Genomic DNA, 17,953 nt, shown 5'->3' with positions numbered 1-17,953 from the left:
GGCGCGCCGCCGCCGCCCGAGCGGCCCCAGGCCCTCGCGCCGGCCTGGGGCGAGGCTCCCCGGGCGGGCGGCGGGGACCTGGCCAGGGACGCGCTCGGCGCGCTGCGCACCGAGGTCGGCAAGGCCGTCGTCGGCCAGGACGCCGTGGTCACCGGGCTGGTCATCGCCCTGCTGTGCCGGGGGCACGTGCTGCTGGAAGGCGTCCCGGGCGTGGCCAAGACGCTGCTGGTCCGCACCCTGTCGGCCACCCTGTCCATGGACTTCAAGCGGGTGCAGTTCACCCCCGACCTGATGCCGGGCGACGTCACCGGCTCGCTGGTGTACGACGCCAAGACGGCGGAGTTCGCCTTCCGCGAGGGGCCGATCTTCACCAACCTGCTGCTGGCCGACGAGATCAACCGCACCCCGCCGAAGACCCAGGCCGCGCTACTGGAGGCCATGGAGGAGCGGCAGGTCAGCGTGGACGGCTCGCCGATGCGGCTGCCCGACCCGTTCGTGGTGGTCGCCACCCAGAACCCGATCGAGTACGAGGGCACCTACCAGCTCCCGGAGGCGCAGCTCGACCGGTTCCTGCTCAAGCTGACCGTGCCGCTGCCGCCGCGCGACCAGGAGATCGCGGTGCTCGAACGCCACGCCATGGGCTTCGACCCGAGGGACCTGTCGCAGATCAAGCAGGTGGCCTCCGCCGCCGACCTGGCCGCCGGGCGGGCCGAGGTGGCCAAGCTCCACGTCGCCCCCGAGGTGCTCGGGTACATCGTGGACCTGGCGCGCGCGACCCGGATGTCCCCCTCGCTGCAGCTCGGCGTGTCCCCGCGAGGCGCGACCGCGCTACTGGCGGCGGCCCGCGCCTGGGCGTGGCTGTCGGGGCGCTCTTACGTCACCCCCGACGACGTCAAGGCTCTGGCCAAGCCCGCCCTGCGGCACCGCGTCCAGCTCCGTCCCGAGGCCGAGCTGGAAGGTGCGACGCCGGACGGCGTGCTCGACGGCGTGCTCGCGTCGGTCCCGGTCCCGCGCTGATGGCGCTGACCGGCCGCGCGGCGCTGATCGCGGCGCTCGGCGCCGTCGGCGTGCTGCTGGCGCCGAGGCCGGGCTCCGCCGTGCTCGGCCTGCTGCTCCTGCTCGGCGCGCTCGTCGCGGTCGACCTGCTGTTCGCCGGGGGCGTGCGCCCGCTGCGCTTCCGGCGCGGCGGGGCCCACCTGGTGCGGCTCGGGGAGTCGATCGAGGTGGAGCTGGTCGTGGAGAACCCCGGCCGCCGCCGCGTGCGGGGCGTGCTGCGGGACGCGTGGCCGCCGTCGGCGGGCGTGAGCCCGCGTCACCTGCGCCTCGACGTCCCCGGCGGTGAACGCCGCCGCCTGGTCACGACGCTGACGCCGTCGCGGCGCGGCGACCGCGAGGCCGTGAAGATCACCGTGCGGTCCCTCGGCCCGCTGGGCGTCGCCGGACGGCAGGGCTCCCACATCGTGCCGTGGAGCGTGCGGGTGCTGCCGCCGTTCCTCAGCCGCAAGCACCTGCCGGCGAAGCTGTCACGGCTCCGCGAGCTGGAGGGCCAGCATCCCGCCCTGGTGCGCGGCCAGGGCACCGAGTTCGACTCCCTGCGCGAGTACGTCGTCGGCGACGACGTACGCTCCATCGACTGGCGGGCCACCGCCCGCCGTTCGGACGTGGTGGTCCGCACCTGGCGCCCCGAGCGGGACCGGCGAGTGCTCATCGTGCTCGACACCGGCCGCACGTCGGCCGGCCGCGTCGGCACCAGCCCCGTCCCCGGCGCGGCGGGCACCACCGGCGGTGCCGCCGCCGGGTGGCCGAGGCTCGACTGGTCGATGGACGCCGCCCTGCTGCTCGCCGCCCTCGCGGCCCGCGCCGGCGACCGGGTCGACTTCCTCGCCCACGACCGGGGCGTGCGGGCGTGGATGTCCGGCGCCTCCCGCACCGACTCGCTGACGGCGCTGGTCAACGTGATGGCCCCCATCGAGGCCGAGCTGGTCGAGGCCGACTCGGCGGGCATGGTGGCCGCCATCCTCGCCCGCGCCAAACGGCGCTGCCTGGTCGTCCTGCTCACCGACCTGAACCCGGCGGCCATGGACGAGGGCCTGCTGCCGGTCCTCCCCCAGCTCGCGGCGCGGCACCTCGTGCTCGTCGCCGCCGTGGCCGACCCCCGCGTCGCCGAGATGGCCGCAGGCCGGGGCACGGCCGAACTGGTCTACGACGCGGCGGCGGCCGAGCACCTGCGCGGGGAGCGGACGAGGCTGACGGCCCGGCTGCGCCGCCACGGGTGCGAGGTCGTGGACGCCACCCCCGACGACCTGGCTCCGGCCCTCGCCGACGCCTACCTCGCGCTCAAGGCCGCCGGCCGCCTCTAGCTCAGGTACGTCTCCAGACCCGGGACCCGGGACCCGGGACCCGGGATCAGGGAGCTTCAGACCAGGGACAGGGTGAGGGCCATGCCCAGCGGGATCGCGGAGAAGGCCTCGCCCATCCGGTCCTGGAGCGCCGCGCGCCCCGGGTCGAAGCCGCCCTCGGCCCATTCCTTCAGCGCCCACCGCCAGGCCGCCACCATGAGCTCCAGCGGCAGGTGGAGCTGGACGCGTTCCGGGACGTCCGGGCCGAGGCGCGCCACCACGATCTCGACGACCGTGCGGGTGATCTCGGCGCAGTGCTGGAGGCTGTGCGCGGTCAGCGACGGCGTCGCGTCGGCGAGGCGGCGGCTGACCGCGAACCGGCGTTCCCAGCCGGAGTCCATCCCGGCGAGCGTGACCTCCAGCGCCTCCTGGTACACCGCGAGGACCGGCCCGGACAGCGGGCACGCCTCGATCTCCCTGACGTAGCCGGACCACAGTTCCTTCTCGGGGGCCAGCGCCACGTCCTCCTTGGAGGTGAAGGTGCGGAAGAACATCGGCTTGGAGATCGCCACAGCGGCCACCACGTCGTCCAGTGTGGTCGCGTCGAAACCTCGCTCGGTGAACAGGCGAAGCGCCGCCTCCGCCAGGACCTGCCGGGTGTGTGCCTTCTCACGCCCTCGCAGCGGCACACCGCTGGGAATCGGACCGTCCGCCATCGAGGTCACACTCCCGAGTCTAGTTCGGTACCACATCGGGGGCGAAGACCACTTGATCAGCAAATGCCACTCAAAGGAAACTTTGTCCACTTGACACCCATTTAGTGGGTCTCATCGCGCTCACACCTTCGCCAGCGACTCTGTGCGGCCGTCGAGGACCGCGTCGCCGGTTACGGACAGCGCCGGGTGGGCCTGTTCCGGTCCGGGCGCCGACGCCTATGATCTTTGCGCCCCCTCCTCCCGATCCGGTGGTGTCGCGATATGCGCGGTCGATGGCCTCTGGCGATGGTCGCCGCGGTCGCGGTGATCGTCGTCGTCGGCGTGATCGCGATGCTGGCCCGGCCCGGCCCGATCGAGGCGGCGCCCCTCGCGCGGCACACCCGGCCGCCCGCCACCGCGTTCCCGTCCACCGCGCCCCCGTCCGGCGCCGCCGCGTCCCCCTCCGTGCCCGGTCCCGGCGGCACGTCCCCGGTCTCTCCCCTCCCGGACCCGGTCGTCACGCTCAGCGCCCCCGCGACGCCGGCGGCCGTTCCAGGGCCCGAGGGCGTCGCGGGGCGCTACTTCGCCGCCTGGCGGGCCGGGGACTTCGCGACCATGGCCGGGCTGGTGGACGGCCCGCCCGCCGACTTCGCCGACCGGCACCGCCGGTTCACCGCCGACCTGCGGATCGCCTCGCTGTCCCTCGCGCCGGGCACTCCGCGCCGCCAGGGCGCGGACGCCGCCGAGGTCCCGTTCCAGGGCGTCAGGGAGGTCACGGGCCTCGGGCCGTGGCCGTTCGCCTCCGTCCTGCGGCTGGCCGTGCGGAACGGGGGCTGGAAGGTGCTGTGGGCTCCCGAGACGCTGCACCCCTCGCTCAAGGACGGCGGGAGCGTCCGTCTCAAGGAGACGCGGGTCTCCCGGCCGGCCACGCTCACCCGCGAGGGCCTGCCGTTCCCCGCCGACAGCCGGGCGGGCGACTACCTGACCGGGCTGACCGGCACGGCCGTGCGGCTGTCGCTGGAGGAGTCGCCCTCGGGGCGGGTGCTGCTCGCCTCCCCCGCGCCGAAGGGGGACGCGACGCGCAGCACGATCTCCCAGCGGACGCAGGCCGCCGCCGCGCGGGCGCTCGACGGCGTCCAGCGGCCCGCAGCGATCGTCGCCCTGGACGTCGCCACCGGCCAGGTGCGCGCCGTGGCCGACACCCTGGGCGGCAAAAGGGCGTTCAACGGCCTGTACCCGCCGGGGTCGGCCTTCAAGATCGTGACCTCCGCCGCGCTGCTGCGCACCGGCCTGGCACCGGATTCGCAGGTCGCGTGCCCGGCGACGTACACCCTCCCGAACGCCAGGACCTTCGCCAACGACGGGAACGCCGGCCACGGCACCGTGACCCTCGCCACGGCCTTCGCGCTCTCCTGCAACACCACGTTCGTCCAGCAGGCCTACGAGCGGCTGCGCGACGACCGGCTGCGCGCCGAGGCGGCCGACCGCTTCGGCTTCCGGGAGAAGCCGGGCCTCGGCTTCTGCCGGATCCGGGCGTCCGCCGACCTCAACGAGCTGGGCTCCGACGCCATCGGCCAGAACTCGGTGCAAGCCAGCCCGCTGTGCATGGCCGAGGTCGCCGCCGCCGTCGCCGTCGGCACCTACCGGCCCGGCATCATGACGGACGCGCCTCCCGCCGGCTCACCGCCCGAGGTGCCCCTTGACCCGGGCGTGGCCGCCGGGCTGCGCACGATGATGGAGGCCGTGGTCGCCCGGGGGACGGCCGCCAAGGCGGGCCTGCCGTCCGGCACCGCGGGCAAGACCGGGACCGCCGAGGTGGCCGGGGCCGCCTCCCACGCGTGGTTCGTCGGGTACCGAGGCTCCCTGGCGTTCGCGGTGTTCGTCCAGAACGGCGGCAGCGGCGGCGGGGTCGCGGCGCCGATCGCCGCCCGCTTCCTCAAGGCCGCCTAGCCCGCCGTACGCCTGGCGGTCACCCGGGTACGGCCCGCGCCTCAGCACGACCGACCGGCTCATCCGGGTACGGCCCGCGCCTCGGCACGACCGACCGGCCGGGCCAGCTCGGTGGGCCGGCGGGCCGGTTCGGTGGGTCAGTTCGACGGGGCCACGTCCGGGGCGCGTTCGAGGTCGCCGGTCTCTCCCGACCGCAGGGCGCGCCGGCCGAAGAACGTGACGTACGTGAGGAACGCCCCCTCGGCGGCCACCCCGATGCCGATGCGCGCCCAGGTGGGCAGCGACGAGGGGGTCACCATCGCCTCGATCAGCCCGGACGCCAGCAGCACCGCCACCAGCCCGAGCGCCACGCTCACCACCGCACGGCCCTGCTCGGCCAGCGCTTCGGTGCGCTTCCTCGGCCCGGGATCGATGGCCGTCCAGCCGAGGCGCATGCCCACGGCGGCGGCGAGGAAGACGGCGGTCAGCTCCAGCAGGCCGTGCGGGGTGATGAGGCCGAAGAAGATGTCGAGCCGGTCGCGGGAGGCCATCAGCCCGGCCGAGACCCCGACATTGGCCGCGTTCTGCCACAGGATGTAGGGGATCGGCAGGCCGAGCAGCACCGACGTGGCGATGACCTGCATCGACACCCAGGCGTTGTTGATCCACACCTGCCCGGCGAACGCCCCCGAGGGATGGTCGGAGTAGTAGTCGGCGAAGTCGTGCTCCACGAGCTGCTTGATCTGCTGCGGGCTCGCGATGGCGGTCTGCACGTCGGGATTGCGCGCGACCCACACGGCCAGCACCGCGGTGACCACGAAGAACAGGGCGGCCGTCCCCGCCCACCACCACCGGGCGCGGTAGGCCACCACCGGGAACGAGACCGTGAAGAACCGGATGAACTCCCGCCAGGCGGGCGTGTGCGCCCCGGTCACCGCCGACCGCGCCCGCGCGACCAGCGCCGAGAGCCGGCCGACCAGCAGCCGGTCGGAACCGGACCTGACGATCGACAGGTGGGTCGCGACCCGCTGGTAGAGGTCGACCAGCTCGTCCACCTCGGGGCCGCTCAGCGAGCCGCGGCGCCGTACCAGGGTCTCCAGCCGGTCCCACGCCGGCTTGTGCACGGAGACGAACGCGTCGATGTCCACGCACGAGAGCCTATTGGCCCGGCGGATAGGGTGGGAGACGTGGCAGAGGTCGTGACGGGCGAGGCCGTCGTCGTCGAAGTGCGGGTGGCCCAGCTTCCGAGCCGCGCCCTTGCCCTGTTCATCGACATGACGTTGCAGTTCCTGCTCCTGGTGGGGCTGTCGGTGATGCTGACCAGGCTCCTGGTCGTCACCGACGAGGCGTTCGCGGTCGCCCTGTCGATCCTGATCACCGCGCTCGTCGTCGTGGGCTACCCGGTGATCTTCGAGACGCTCGGCCGGGGGCGCAGCCTGGGCAAGCTGGCCATGGGGCTCCGGGTCGTGAGCGACGACGGTGGCCCGGAGCGGTTCCGGCAGGCGCTGTTCCGCGGCCTGTCGGGCGTGCTGGAGTTCTGGACGTTCTTCGGCGCCCCTGCCCTGATCAGCTCGCTGATCTCCGCGCAGGGCAAGCGGCTCGGCGACGTGTTCTCCGGGACGATCGTGATCTCCGAGCGCGGTCCCCGGCAGGCCCCGCCGCCCGAGATGCCCCCGGCGCTCGCCGGGTGGGCCACGACGCTGGAGCTGTCCCGGCTGCCCGAGGATCTCGCGGCCACCGCCCGGCAGTACCTTTCGCGCTGGCACCAGCTCGCGCCGATGGTCCAGTACGACATGGGGACGCGGATCGCCGCCCAGTTCGCGTCCTTCGTCTCGCCGCCGCCCCCGCCCGCCGCGCCCCCGTACGCGTACCTCGCGGCGGTGCTGGCCGAGCGCCGCCGCCGCACCCAGATCAGGCTCGCGAGCCGGGCCCGCCCGGCCTTCCCGCCGAACGGCCGGCCCCATCCGGGATACCCGGCGCCGAACGGTCCTTCCCATCCGGGATACCCGGCGAACGGCCACGCCCGTCCAGCGTTCCCGGCGCCGGGCGGCCACGCCGGTCCGGGATACCCGCCGCCCGGCGGGCCCGCCTTCCGGGGGTTCGCGCCGCCTCCGCCGCCCCGTGGTCAGATTCCCGCGGCTTTCCCGCCTCCGCCGATGCCGGCCGGTTCGCCGCCCCCATCAGGGGAGACGCAGGGCCGTCCGGCGGGCTTCCTGCCTCCCGCGTAGATTTTCTCGAACGTCTAGGCATACATCGGACAAGCAGGGGCACGGGGGTGTCCAGCGGGCTACTGGGGCATTAGCCCGCTGAAGTAGGGACGGGTATGGCCTGGCGCGTGAGGGAGAGGTCGCGCCGGCCATACCCACCCTTTTTTTCTCCGGATCCCTCCCCGGACGGGTCCCAAAATCCCTCCCCGGACAGGCCCCAGTCCCTCCCCGGACGGGTGCCCCAGCCGGGAACGCGCCCCGGTCAGGCCAGCCGCACCCTGGCGTCCAGCAGCGCGTACGCCACGTCGACCAGCAGGTTCGCGACGACCACCGAGGCGGCGGTGATCAGCACCACCCCCATGATCACCGGCAGGTCGCCGCTCACGAACGCCTGGACCACCGCCTGCCCGACGCCGCCGAGCCCGAAGACCGACTCGGTGACGACCACCCCGCCGATGAGCGTCCCCACGTCCACGCCGAGCTGCGACACCACCGGGGTCAGCGCCGACCGCAGCCCGTGCCGGATGATCACCCGGCGCTCGGGCACGCCCTTGGCGCGTGCCGTGCGGATGTAGTCCTCGCCGAGCACGTCCAGCATCGACCCCCGCGTCAGCCGCAGGTACGTCGCGGCCTGGACGGTGGCCAGCGTCACCCAGGGCAGCACCAGATGCCGGGCCCACTCGGCCGGGTTCTCCGAAAGCGCAACGTAGGAGTCGGGCGGGAAGATCGGCACCCCGGCCTTGGTGAGCTGGAAGAACAGCAGGTAGAGCAGCAGCAGGCCGATGACGAACGTCGGCATCGAGACCCCGGCGAGCGCCAGGAACGTCAGCACCCGGTCCAGCAGGGAGCGTGCGCGGGTGGCGCTGAGCACCCCGGCGCTGACGCCGACCAGGAACCACAGGACGGCGCCGCCGAGGACGAGCGACAGGGTGGGCGGCAGGTCGGCGGCGACCAGTGTGCCCACCGACTCCCCGTTGAAGTACGACTTGCCGAGGTCGCCGTGGACGAGCCGGCCCATGTAGTCGCCGTACTGCACCAGGATCGGCCGGTCCAGGCCGAGGTCGCGCCGGATCAGGTCGACCTGCTCGGGCGTGGCCTGCCGCCCGGCCAGCGTCCTGGCCGGGTCCCCGGGCGCCACGAAGAACATGAAGAACGTCCCGAGCGTGACCAGCCACAGCACGACCACGCCGAGCAGGATCCGCCGGACGACGAAGCGCCGGAACACCCGTTCACCCCTTCCTGGTCCTGGCGCCGCGCCTGCGCGCGATGCCCCTGCGGCGGCTGAACAGCCGCTCGGTCCGAGGGTCGATCGCGTCGCGGACGCCGTCGCCGAGCAGGTTGATCGCCAGCGTGGTGAGCAGCAGGCTCCCTGCGGGGAAGGTGAGGTACCACCAGGCGACCCGGTAGAAGCCCTGCGCCTCGCTGAGCAGGTTGCCCCAGGAGGGGGTCGGCGGGACGATGCCGAGGCCGAGGTAGGACAGCGTCGACTCGAACACGATCGCCGCGGGCACCAGCAGCGTCACCAGGACGATCACCGGCGCGAGCAGGTTGGGCAGGATGTCGACGAACATGACGCGCGCGTCGCTCGCGCCGAGCGACCGCGCCGCCTCGACGTACTCCCGTTCCTTGATCGACAGGGTCTGCCCGCGCACGATCCTGGCGATCGCCGCCCAGGAGTAGAACGCGATCACCCCGATCGTCGCGGTGAGCGAGGGCCCCGCGATGGAGACGATCGCGATGGCGAAGATCAGGTAGGGGAACGACAGCACCAGGTCCATCAGCCGCGACAGCAGCGTGTCGACCACGCCGCCGTAGAAGCCGGCCAGCAGGCCCACCGCGACCCCGAACAGCGCCGCGATGCCGGTGGACAGCACGCCGACCACCAGCGAGACGCGGGCCCCGTACAGGACCCGGACGAACAGGTCGCGGCCGAGCCGGTCGGTGCCGAACCAGAACGTGCCGTTCGGGGCGACCGGCAGCCCCTGGGCGGTGATGCCGATGTCGCGGAACTGGTCGTCGGGGCCGTGGCCGCTCCACTGCGCGATGAGCGGCGCGGCGGCGGCGAGCAGCAGCAACAGGACCACGATGACCGCCGACACCAGCGCCACCTTGTCGCTGCGCACCCGCGCCCAGGCCAGCGCCCACGGGCTGCGCCCGGCGATGGGCCGCCCCGGCACCGCGTCCGGGCGTATCTCGGTGAGCGTCACCGCGGGGCCCCCTCGCCGGGTCCGATCGGGAAGTGGCAGGCCGTCAGGTGGGCGGCCCCCTCCAGCACCGGTTCCCGCACCGAGCACACCTCCTGGGCCCTCGGGCAGCGCGGGTGGAACCGGCAGCCGGACGGCGGGTCGATCGGCGAGGGGACGTCACCGGTGAGCACGACGCGCCCGCGCCGGTCGGCGACGTCGGGATCGGCGACCGCCGTGGCCGAGAGCAGCGCGTCGGAGTACGGGTGGCGCGGGTGGTCGTACAGCTCGTCGGCCTCGGCCAGCTCCGCCACCCTGCCGAGGTACATCACCGCGATGCGGTCGCTGACGTGCCTGACCACCGACAGGTCGTGCGCGATGAACAGGTACGTCAGCCCGAAGTCGTCCTGCAGGTCCTTGAGCAGGTTGAGGATCTGGGCCTGGATCGACACGTCCAGGGCCGACACCGGCTCGTCGCAGATGATCAGCCGGGGCTTCAGCGCAAGGGCGCGGGCCACCCCGATGCGCTGGCGCTGGCCGCCGGAGAACTCCGCGGGGAACCGGTTGTAGTGCTCGGGGTTGAGCCCGACCCGCTCCATCAGCTCGGCCACCGCGCGCCGCCGCTCCTTGGCGGTGCCGACGCCGTGGATGACCAGCGGGTCGGCGATGATCGAGCCGACCCGCCTGCGCGGGTTCAGCGAGCCGTACGGGTCCTGGAACATCACCTGGATGTCCCTGCGGAAGGGCCGCATCGCGCTCCGCGACAGGTTGGTGATGTCCTGGCCGTCGAAGGTCACCTTGCCCGAGGTCACCGGGTGCAGGCCCGCGATGCACCGGGCCAGGGTGGACTTGCCGCAGCCGGTCTCGCCGACCAGCCCGAGGGTCTCGCCGGGCGCCAGGGTCAGGCTGACCCCGTCGACGGCGCGCACCTGCCCGACCGTCCTGCGGAGCACGGCGCCCTCCTGGATCGGGAAGTGCTTGACCAGGTCGTCCACCTCCAGCAGGTTCACCGCGCCCCCGTTCAGCGGGTCCTCGTGCACCGCGCCCCCGTTCAGCGGGTCCCCGTTCGCCGTCCGCGCGTCCGGCGGGCCGCCGTTCACCGGGTCTCCGCCCCGGATGCGCGCAGGCGTACGGCCTCCGCCTCCTCGCCGAGGCCGATCGCCTGGTGCGGCAGCCAGCAGGCGGAGGCGTGGTCCCCGTCCCCGGTCACCCGGCCGAGCGGCGGGCGCTCGGCCACGCACACCGGCATGGCGTACCGGCAGCGCGGGTGGAACGCGCACCCGGACGGCACCGCGATCATGCTGGGCGGCTGCCCGGGGATCGGCCGGAGCCGGCCCTGCCGCGCGCCCGTGCTGCCGGGGATCGACTCCAGCAACCCCTTGGTGTACGGGTGATGGGGCCGGTAGTAGATCGTCCGCCGGTCGGCCCGCTCCACCGGGAGCCCCGCGTACATCACCATGACCTCGTCGGCGACCCCCGCCACCACCCCGAGGTCGTGGGTGATCAGCACGAGCGCGATGTCGAACTCCCGCTGGAGGCCGGCGATCAGGTCAAGGATCTGCGCCTGCACGGTCGCGTCGAGCGCGGTGGTGGGCTCGTCGGCGACCACCAGTTTGGGGTTGAGCGCGAGCGCCATCGCGATCATCGCTCGCTGCCGCATGCCGCCGGAGAACTGGTGGGGGTAGTCGTCCACCCGGCGGTCCGGCCGGGAGATGCCGACCATGCCGAGCAGCTCCACCGCCCGCCGCCTGGCCTGGGCCCGGCCGACGCCCGGATCGTGCACCCGGATCATCTCGGCGATCTGCCAGCCCACCTTGTACAGCGGGTGCAGGCTGGTGAGCGGGTCCTGGAAGATCACGCTGATCTCCGAGCCCCGGATCCGCCTGAGCCGCTCCTCGTCGAGCCTGAGCAGGTCGACGCCCTCGAAGACGGCGCTCCCGGAGATGTCCGCCTCCGGGAGCAGCCCGAGGATGGCCTGCGTGCTCACCGTCTTGCCGCTCCCCGACTCCCCGACGATGGCCAGCGTCCGCCCGGGATCGACGCTGAACGACAGGCCGCGGACGGCCTGGACCAGGCCGTCCGCGGTCGGAAAGCCGACCTTGAGATCCTTCACCTCGAGAAGGCTCATCCACCTGTCCTTCGTCCGCGATCGCCGCCCGCCGTGCCGCTCACGGGCTCGGCGGGTCCAGCCAGAGGTTGGTCAGGTCGAAGAGCTGGAACGACGGCAGGTACATCGCGTTCCGCACCCGTTTTGCGTGGTAGATGGGCGTGTTCTGGTTCTGGAACGGCACGATCACCGCGTCGGCCAGCACCTTCTGGTCCACCTGGTGCCACAGCTCCGCCGCCTTGGTCGCGTCCGGCTCGGCCAGCGCCCGCTTGATCAGGCCGTCGACCTGGGGGTCGCTGTAGCAGCCGTAGTTCGACGTCCCCGCCGAACAGTTGGTCTGGAACAGCGGCTGGGACACCGCCCTGCCGTTGTTGCCGTACCAGTCGGGCACCCACCCGGGCGCTGAGATGTCCCACTTGCTGTCCTTGGCCAGGGACGGGTTCTGCAGGAACGCGCCGTAGTAGTCGCCCTGCCGCACGGGCAGGCCCTTGACGGTGATGCCGCACTCCTTCAGGTCCGCGGAGTAGGACTGGAAGACCGCCGGGTGGTTGCCCGCGTTGCGGAACGCCCCGATGAGGGTCAGGCCGTTCGGGTAGCCCGCCGCCGCGAGCGTCTGCTTGCACTTGGCCGCGTCGCCCTCGTCGTTCGGCGTGGGGTAGGGGTCGTACTCCTTGTACCCGATGTTGCCCGGCGGGATCGCGGTGTGCAGCGGGGTGTTCAGCTCCTTGCCGCCGTAGATCTTGCCGATGGCGACCTTGCTGATGGCGTACTCGATGGCCTGGCGGACGCCGAGCTTGCCCATCGCCCCGTTCTCGTTCTTGCTCTGCAGGTTGAACACCAGGTACGGGTTGGTGACCGCGCCGGGATAGACCTTGTAGTTCGGGTCGCCCGAGGAGGCGAGCCGGGGAAGCTGCGCGGTCGGGACCGGCAGGTCCCACGCCAGGTCGGCGCTGCCGGCCTCCAGTTGCTGCTGCACGCTGTCGGGCTCGGTGACGCCCTCCTTGACCTCGATGGCCTGGACGTACTGGTGGCGGACCGGGTCGGACTCCTGCTTCCACGCGGGGTTGCGCTCCAGCCGGATCTCCTTGGTCGCCACGTACTTCGTGATCTTGTAAGGGCCGTCGGAGATCACGTGCTGGCGGAAGGCGGCGTCGTCGGGAGCGTACTGGTCGTACTCCACCGGCGCCGCCGAGGCGAAGTTCAGCGCGAGGATGTTGAGGAAGTCCCCGGCCGGCTGGGCCAGCGTGAACACGATCGTCCGGTCGTCCTTCGCCCGCACGCCCGCGATGTCGTGCGAGTTCTGGAAGTCCGCGAGCGCCTTGGGCGTGGGCCTGTCCTTCTCGAACGCCTTGGCGTACGCCGAGCAGTACGCGGCCATGCCCTTGATCGTGCTGGTGTAGTAGCCGGGCGCGCCGGAGCCGGCCACCGGGTTGCACAGCCGCTTGAACCCGCGCAGGAAGTCCCCCGCGGTGACCGGGCGGGGCGGCGTGGTGTCCCACTGGACGCCGTCGCGCAGCTTGATCGTGTAGGTGAGCAGGTCCTGGCTGACGCCGCCGTTGGCCGTCGTCGGCATCTCGGCCGCGACGTCGGGGACGACCTCCACCGCCTTCTTGGGGTCGGCCGAGGCCGGCAGGGTGAACAGCTGGCGGGCGTAGGTGCGCAGGATCTGGTTGGTCACGGTGTAGTACGTGCTGGTGGGGTCGAGGTGGTCGACGTCACCGCCTCCGACGAGCCGCAGCGTGCCCCCCGGCACGGCCTTGCCCGCCGGCATGGGGGTGGTCGTGCCGCCGGTGCCGCCGCCGGTGTCCGTCTGGCAGGCCGCGGCGAGCAGGGTGGCCGCCGCCACTACCGCGATGGTGAGATGGCGCGTAGGGGCCATCTGCCCTCCTCCTGAAGAGATGGGGACCTTGGGTGGTGCCGATGGCAGGGCTCGTGCCGGTACCGTGGCGCCCTGCGACGTGCCCGGGGCTGCTCTCTATTGGCCGTGCTCTCACTGAAGGAACCCACCCCGCGGGGGTGGCTGTCGAGAGCGGTTACCCAACCGTTGGCGAGGCGCGACCCGCAGGTGATGCCGGTTCGATCGCGATACGTCAGCGAATCGCGACATACCCCGTTAATCCCTCCGGAACGGGGTCGTGACCTGCGACGACGGCCCGCGCACGGTAAACCGGGCGTGAAGGGCGAAGCGGTCTCAAGAACCAGGGCCGGAACCGAGGAAAGCCGAGAAGTCTGGGCGGGAGAAGGGCCTCAGGAGCCGAGGCGCCAGGAGCGCAGGTAGTCCGCCTGCACGGTGGTGAGGGCGTCGATCTCGATGCCGGCCGCCGCGAGCTTCAGCCGGGCCACCTCCGCGTCGATCTCCGCCGGCACGTCGTACACGCCCGGCGCGAGCCGCACCCGCTCCTCGGCGAGCCACGCGACCGCCAGTGCCTGCGCGGAGAACGACATGTCCATGACGGCCGCCGGATGCCCCTCGGCGGCGGTCAGGTTGACCAGGCGGCCCTCGGCGAGCAGCAGCAGCCGCCTGCCGTCCGCCAGCACGTACTCGTCGGTGTGCGGCCGCACGCCGAGGTTCACCGTCACGGCCAGCTCCTCCAGCGCCCGCACGTCGATCTCGACGTCGAAGTGGCCGGCGTTGGCGAGGATGGCGCCGTCCCGCATCTCGGCGAGGTGCTCGGCCCGCACCACGTCCCGGTTGCCGGTGACGGTGATGAACAGGTCGCCCGTGCGCGCCGCCTCGGCCATCGGCAGCACCTCGTAGCCCTGCAGGCTGGCGTCCAGCGCCTTGACCGGGTCGATCTCGGTGACGATCACCCGGGCGCCCTGGCCCTTGGCCCGCTCGGCGACGCCCCGGCCGCAGAAGCCGAACCCCGCGACGACGATCGTCCGGCCCGCGAGCAGGGTGTTGGTGGCCCGCACGATGCCGTCGAGCGTGGACTGGCCGGTGCCGTACCTGTTGTCGAACATTCGCTTGGTGCGGGTGTCGTTGACCGCCACCACCGGGAACCGCAGCGCCGACTCGGCCGCCATCTGCCGCAGCCGGATGATGCCGGTCGTGGTCTCCTCGCACCCGCCCGTGACCCCGTCGAGCAGTTCCACGCGCTCGGTGTGCAGGATGTTGACCAGGTCGCAGCCGTCGTCGAGCACGATGTCGGGCCCGATGTCGAGCGCCTGGTGGATGTGCCGGTAGTAGGTGTCACGGTCCACCCCGGCGCGGGCGTGCACCGCGACACCGTACTCGCGCAGCGCCGCGGCCACGTCGTTCTGGGTGGACAGGGGGTTGGACGCCGCCAGCGCGATCTCGGCGCCACCGGCCTTCAGCGCGCCGACCAGCACGGCGGTCTCCGCCGTGACGTGCAGGCACGCGGCGATCTTCAGGCCGTCGAGCGGGCGGGTGGCGTCGAAGCGGGCGCCGATCGCCCGGAGCACGGGCATGGAGCGCAGCGCCCAGTCGACGCGCCGCTCCCCGGCCTCGGCGAGCGATTTGTCCTCGGCATCCATGGTTCCCCCTGCGTTCCCCGTACGTGGCGAAAAGGTCCCCGCGCGAACCGCGCGGGGACCCCTCGCCTGGCCCGGTGGGCCGGTCGATCAGTAGCGGTAGTGGTCGGGCTTGTACGGGCCCTCGACGTCCACGCCGATGTACTCGGCCTGGGCCTTGCTGAGCGTGGTGAGCTTGACGCCGAGCGCGTCGAGGTGCAGCCGCGCGACCTTCTCGTCCAGGTGCTTGGGCAGCACGTAGACGCCGACGGGGTACTCCTCGGTCTTGGTGAACAGCTCGATCTGCGCGATCACCTGGTTGGTGAACGAGTTCGACATCACGAAGCTGGGGTGGCCCGTGGCGCAGCCGAGGTTCATCAGGCGGCCCTCGGCCAGCACGAGCACCGAGTGACCGTCGGGGAAGGTCCAGGTGTGGACCTGCGGCTTGATCTCGGTCTTCACGATGCCGGGGATCTTCGCCAGGCCGGCCATGTCGATCTCGTTGTCGAAATGGCCGATGTTGGAGACGATCGCGTTGTGCTTCATCTGGCTCATGTGGTCGGCCGTGATGATGTCGTAGTTGCCGGTGGTGGTCACGAAGATGTCGGCGATGCCGACGACCTCCTCCAGCGTGGTGACCTGGAAGCCGTCCATGGCCGCCTGGAGCGCGCAGATGGGGTCGATCTCGGTGACGATCACGCGGGCGCCCTGGCCGCGCAGCGCGTCGGCGCAGCCCTTGCCCACGTCGCCGTAGCCGGCGATCACGGCGACCTTGCCGCCGATGAGCACGTCGGTGGCGCGGTTGAGGCCGTCGATCACGCTGTGCCGGCAGCCGTACTTGTTGTCGAACTTCGACTTGGTCACCGAGTCGTTGACGTTGATCGCCGGGAAGAGCAGCGAGCCGGCCTTGAACATCTCGTACAGGCGGTGGACGCCGGTCGTGGTCTCCTCGGTGACGCCCTTGATCTCCTGGGCGACGGCGCTCCAGCGGCCCTCGGCGGACACCGTGCGGTTCAGGAGCTCAAGGATGATCTTCCACTCCTCCGGGTCGTTCTCGGAGGGCGAGGGGACCGCGCCGGCCTTCTCGTACTCGGCGCCCTTGTGGACGAGCAGGGTCGCGTCGCCGCCGTCGTCGAGGATCATGTTGGGGCCGCCGCCACCGGGCCAGGACAGCGCCTGCTCGGTGCACCACCAGTACTCCTCCAGCGTCTCGCCCTTCCAGGCGAACACCGGCACGCCCTTCGGGTCCTCGGCGGTGCCGTCGGCGCCGACGACGACCGCGGCGGCGGCGTGGTCCTGGGTGGAGAAGATGTTGCAGCTCACCCACCGGACGTCCGCGCCCAGCGCGACCAGCGTCTCGATCAGGACGGCGGTCTGGATGGTCATGTGCAGCGAGCCCATGATCTTGGCACCGCGCAGCGGCTGGGCCGCGGCGTACTCGCCACGGATCGACATCAGGCCGGGCATCTCATGCTCGGCGAGCTGGATCTCCTTGCGGCCGAAGTCCGCCAGAGCAAGGTCGGCGACCTTGAAGTCCATAGTGTGTTCCCCTCAACCCGGTCATTGCGTCTCTGCGAGTTTAAGAGGCACGCGCACCCCTTTGCATCCCCAGATCTGCGAACCTGACATAAGAATGTAAGAATTGGCTTCATGCGCATCACTGAGGCGGCGAAACGCCTGGGTTTGTCCCCCCGGATGCTCCGTTACCGGGAGGCACTCGGCCTGCTGCCGCCCACCAGGGACCGGGGATCGCACCGGCGGTTCGGTCCCGAGGAGCTGGCGGCCGTCACGCAGGCCATGGACCTGGAGCGGCGGTTCGACGTCTCGCCGTCGGAGCTGGCGTTCGGGATGCGCGTGCTCAGCGAGCCCGCCGTGGCCCAGGCCGTGCGCGACCTCGGGCTGCGCATCGGCCGCATCCACGCGCCGCGCCGCGCCCTGGACTTCGAGCAGGAGAAGGCCCTGCGGCTGCTCCGCGGCGGCAGATGAACCCCTACTCCACCCCGGCCGGGGCGTGCCTGAGCGGGCCTGGCCGGACGGGGTGCCCGCCTGGCTAGGTGGTCGCCTTGGTGGTGCGGTACAGGTCGGGCTCCAGGTAGATGACCCGGGCGATCGGCACCGCCTCGCGGATCCGGCGCTCGGCCTCGTCGATGCCCTTGGCGACGTCGGCGGCCGTGTCGTCGTGCTCCACGGCGATCTTCGCCGCGACCAGCAGCTCCTCGGGGCCGAGGTGCAGGGTGCGCAGGTGGATGACCTTGGTCACCTCGGGCGAGCCCTCCAGCGCGGCGCAGATCTTCTCCTCGATCTCCGGCGTGGCGCTCTCACCGATGAGCAGCGACTTGGTCTCGACCGCCAGGATCACCGCGATGATCGCGAGCAGAATGCCGATCATGAGGGTGCCGACGCCGTCCCAGACGCCGTTGCCGGTGACCACGGCCATCGTCACGCCGAACAGCGCGAACACCAGGCCCACCAGCGCCCCGAAGTCCTCCAGGAGCACGACGGGGAGCTCGGGCGCCTTGGCCCTGCGGATGAAGTTCAGCCACGAGGTCGTGCCCCGGATGGCGTTGGACTCGACGATCGCGGTGCGGAACGAGAACGACTCGGCGGCGATCGCGAAGACCAGGACGGCGAACGCCCAGATCGGCGACTCCACGTTGTGCGGGTGCATGATCTTCTCGACGCCCTCGTACAGGGAGAAGGCCGCGCCGATCGTGAACAGCACGACCGCGACGACGAAGGCGTAGAAGTAGCGCTCCCGGCCGTACCCGAAGGGGTGCTTGCGGTTCTCGCGCCTCTTCGACCGCCGGTCGCCGAGCAGCAGCAGCGCCTGGTTGCCCGAGTCCGCCAGTGAGTGCACCGACTCGGCGAGCATGGACGACGACCCCGTGAAGAGGAACGCCACGAACTTCGCGACCGCGATCGCCAGGTTCGCCCCCAGCGCCGCGATGATCGCCTTGGTACCGCCGCCCGCGCTCACCCGCAGTCTCCACCCATCCCTAGCACCGTGCTCCAACCCACC

Annotated in this window: 15 protein-coding genes; 5 read left to right on the top strand and 10 right to left on the bottom strand. The window is 72.1% G+C overall.

Annotation, left to right across the window (positions count from 1 at the left end; all coding sequences use genetic code 11):
- Positions 1 to 78 precede the first annotated feature (78 nt).
- On the top strand, positions 79 to 1,017 hold the full coding sequence (locus tag NYZ98_RS06180) for an AAA family ATPase (protein ID WP_262841560.1): 939 nt from the start codon (positions 79 to 81) through the stop codon (positions 1,015 to 1,017).
- Entirely contained in the window at positions 1,017 to 2,360 is a 1,344-nt protein-coding gene (locus NYZ98_RS06175; protein WP_262841550.1) for a DUF58 domain-containing protein, read from the top strand. The genes NYZ98_RS06180 and NYZ98_RS06175 overlap by 1 nt, the downstream gene beginning before the upstream one ends.
- Before the next feature lie 56 nt (positions 2,361 to 2,416).
- Here the strand turns inward: NYZ98_RS06175 and NYZ98_RS06170 are convergent, their stop codons facing one another.
- On the bottom strand, positions 2,417 to 3,055 hold the full coding sequence (locus tag NYZ98_RS06170; protein ID WP_262841559.1) for a TetR/AcrR family transcriptional regulator: 639 nt from the start codon (positions 3,053 to 3,055) through the stop codon (positions 2,417 to 2,419).
- Between the two features lie 261 nt (positions 3,056 to 3,316).
- Between NYZ98_RS06170 and NYZ98_RS06165 the strand changes: the two genes are divergently transcribed.
- Positions 3,317 to 4,984, top strand: coding sequence for a penicillin-binding transpeptidase domain-containing protein (locus tag NYZ98_RS06165; protein ID WP_262841549.1), 1,668 nt, complete (start codon positions 3,317 to 3,319; stop codon positions 4,982 to 4,984).
- Between the two features lie 137 nt (positions 4,985 to 5,121).
- Here the strand turns inward: NYZ98_RS06165 and NYZ98_RS06160 are convergent, their stop codons facing one another.
- Positions 5,122 to 6,111, bottom strand: a complete 990-nt coding sequence (locus tag NYZ98_RS06160) for a stage II sporulation protein M (RefSeq protein WP_262841548.1) — start codon at positions 6,109 to 6,111, stop codon at positions 5,122 to 5,124.
- Between the two features lie 39 nt (positions 6,112 to 6,150).
- Here NYZ98_RS06160 and NYZ98_RS06155 point away from each other — a divergent pair, with 39 nt between their 5' ends.
- Positions 6,151 to 7,191 carry an RDD family protein gene (locus tag NYZ98_RS06155; RefSeq protein WP_262841547.1) on the top strand — a complete coding sequence of 347 codons (1,041 nt, stop codon included), beginning with the start codon at positions 6,151 to 6,153 and terminating at the stop codon, positions 7,189 to 7,191.
- 241 nt (positions 7,192 to 7,432) lie between these two features.
- Here the strand turns inward: NYZ98_RS06155 and NYZ98_RS06150 are convergent, their stop codons facing one another.
- From NYZ98_RS06150 to ahcY, 7 genes are all read right to left on the bottom strand, one after another.
- Positions 7,433 to 8,395 (bottom strand): ABC transporter permease, encoded by a 963-nt coding sequence (locus NYZ98_RS06150; RefSeq protein WP_262841546.1) that lies wholly within the window; start codon positions 8,393 to 8,395, stop codon positions 7,433 to 7,435.
- 4 nt (positions 8,396 to 8,399) lie between these two features.
- Positions 8,400 to 9,377 carry an ABC transporter permease gene (locus NYZ98_RS06145; protein ID WP_262841545.1) on the bottom strand — a complete coding sequence of 326 codons (978 nt, stop codon included), beginning with the start codon at positions 9,375 to 9,377 and terminating at the stop codon, positions 8,400 to 8,402.
- The gene (locus tag NYZ98_RS06140; RefSeq protein ID WP_456115246.1) at positions 9,374 to 10,453 is read right to left on the bottom strand and encodes an ABC transporter ATP-binding protein; all 1,080 of its coding nucleotides are present in this window, start codon (positions 10,451 to 10,453) and stop codon (positions 9,374 to 9,376) included. Before NYZ98_RS06140 ends, NYZ98_RS06145 begins: the two co-directional genes overlap by 4 nt.
- Positions 10,450 to 11,481 (bottom strand): ABC transporter ATP-binding protein, encoded by a 1,032-nt coding sequence (locus NYZ98_RS06135; protein WP_262841544.1) that lies wholly within the window; start codon positions 11,479 to 11,481, stop codon positions 10,450 to 10,452. Before NYZ98_RS06135 ends, NYZ98_RS06140 begins: the two co-directional genes overlap by 4 nt.
- A 40-nt stretch (positions 11,482 to 11,521) precedes the next feature.
- Complete coding sequence (locus tag NYZ98_RS06130) at positions 11,522 to 13,339, bottom strand: ABC transporter substrate-binding protein (protein WP_262841543.1); 1,818 nt, start codon at positions 13,337 to 13,339, stop codon at positions 11,522 to 11,524.
- Between the two features lie 368 nt (positions 13,340 to 13,707).
- Entirely contained in the window at positions 13,708 to 14,958 is a 1,251-nt protein-coding gene (locus tag NYZ98_RS06125; protein WP_262841542.1) for an adenosylhomocysteinase, read from the bottom strand.
- Between the two features lie 87 nt (positions 14,959 to 15,045).
- A complete protein-coding gene (gene ahcY / locus NYZ98_RS06120) occupies positions 15,046 to 16,473 on the bottom strand; it encodes an adenosylhomocysteinase (RefSeq protein WP_262841541.1) in 1,428 nt (475 codons plus the stop codon).
- Positions 16,474 to 16,584: 111 nt separating this feature from the next.
- Between ahcY and NYZ98_RS06115 the strand changes: the two genes are divergently transcribed.
- Positions 16,585 to 16,920 carry a MerR family DNA-binding transcriptional regulator gene (locus NYZ98_RS06115; RefSeq protein ID WP_262841539.1) on the top strand — a complete coding sequence of 112 codons (336 nt, stop codon included), beginning with the start codon at positions 16,585 to 16,587 and terminating at the stop codon, positions 16,918 to 16,920.
- Positions 16,921 to 16,984: 64 nt separating this feature from the next.
- Here the strand turns inward: NYZ98_RS06115 and NYZ98_RS06110 are convergent, their stop codons facing one another.
- Complete coding sequence (locus NYZ98_RS06110; RefSeq protein WP_262841536.1) at positions 16,985 to 17,911, bottom strand: cation diffusion facilitator family transporter; 927 nt, start codon at positions 17,909 to 17,911, stop codon at positions 16,985 to 16,987.
- Positions 17,912 to 17,953: the final 42 nt, after the last annotated feature.

Source organism: Sphaerisporangium corydalis (genome assembly GCF_025506355.1).
Lineage (GTDB): Bacteria > Actinomycetota > Actinomycetes > Streptosporangiales > Streptosporangiaceae > Sphaerisporangium > Sphaerisporangium corydalis.
The sequence above is the reverse complement of the archived record's forward strand: the minus strand, read 5'-3'. Positions and strand labels throughout refer to the sequence as shown.

Excerpts from the sequence above, each read along its gene's own strand:
- NYZ98_RS06175 (WP_262841550.1), top strand. The coding sequence starts at position 1,017 with ATGGCGCTGACCGGCCGCGCGGCGCTGATCGCGGCGCTCGGCGCCGTC.
- NYZ98_RS06170 (WP_262841559.1), bottom strand. The coding sequence starts at position 3,055 with ATGGCGGACGGTCCGATTCCCAGCGGTGTGCCGCTGCGAGGGCGTGAG.
- NYZ98_RS06165 (WP_262841549.1), top strand. The coding sequence starts at position 3,317 with ATGCGCGGTCGATGGCCTCTGGCGATGGTCGCCGCGGTCGCGGTGATC.
- NYZ98_RS06135 (WP_262841544.1), bottom strand. The coding sequence starts at position 11,481 with ATGAGCCTTCTCGAGGTGAAGGATCTCAAGGTCGGCTTTCCGACCGCG.
- NYZ98_RS06130 (WP_262841543.1), bottom strand. The coding sequence starts at position 13,339 with ATGGCCCCTACGCGCCATCTCACCATCGCGGTAGTGGCGGCGGCCACC.
- NYZ98_RS06125 (WP_262841542.1), bottom strand. The coding sequence starts at position 14,958 with ATGGATGCCGAGGACAAATCGCTCGCCGAGGCCGGGGAGCGGCGCGTC.
- ahcY (WP_262841541.1), bottom strand. The coding sequence starts at position 16,473 with ATGGACTTCAAGGTCGCCGACCTTGCTCTGGCGGACTTCGGCCGCAAG.
- NYZ98_RS06115 (WP_262841539.1), top strand. The coding sequence starts at position 16,585 with ATGCGCATCACTGAGGCGGCGAAACGCCTGGGTTTGTCCCCCCGGATG.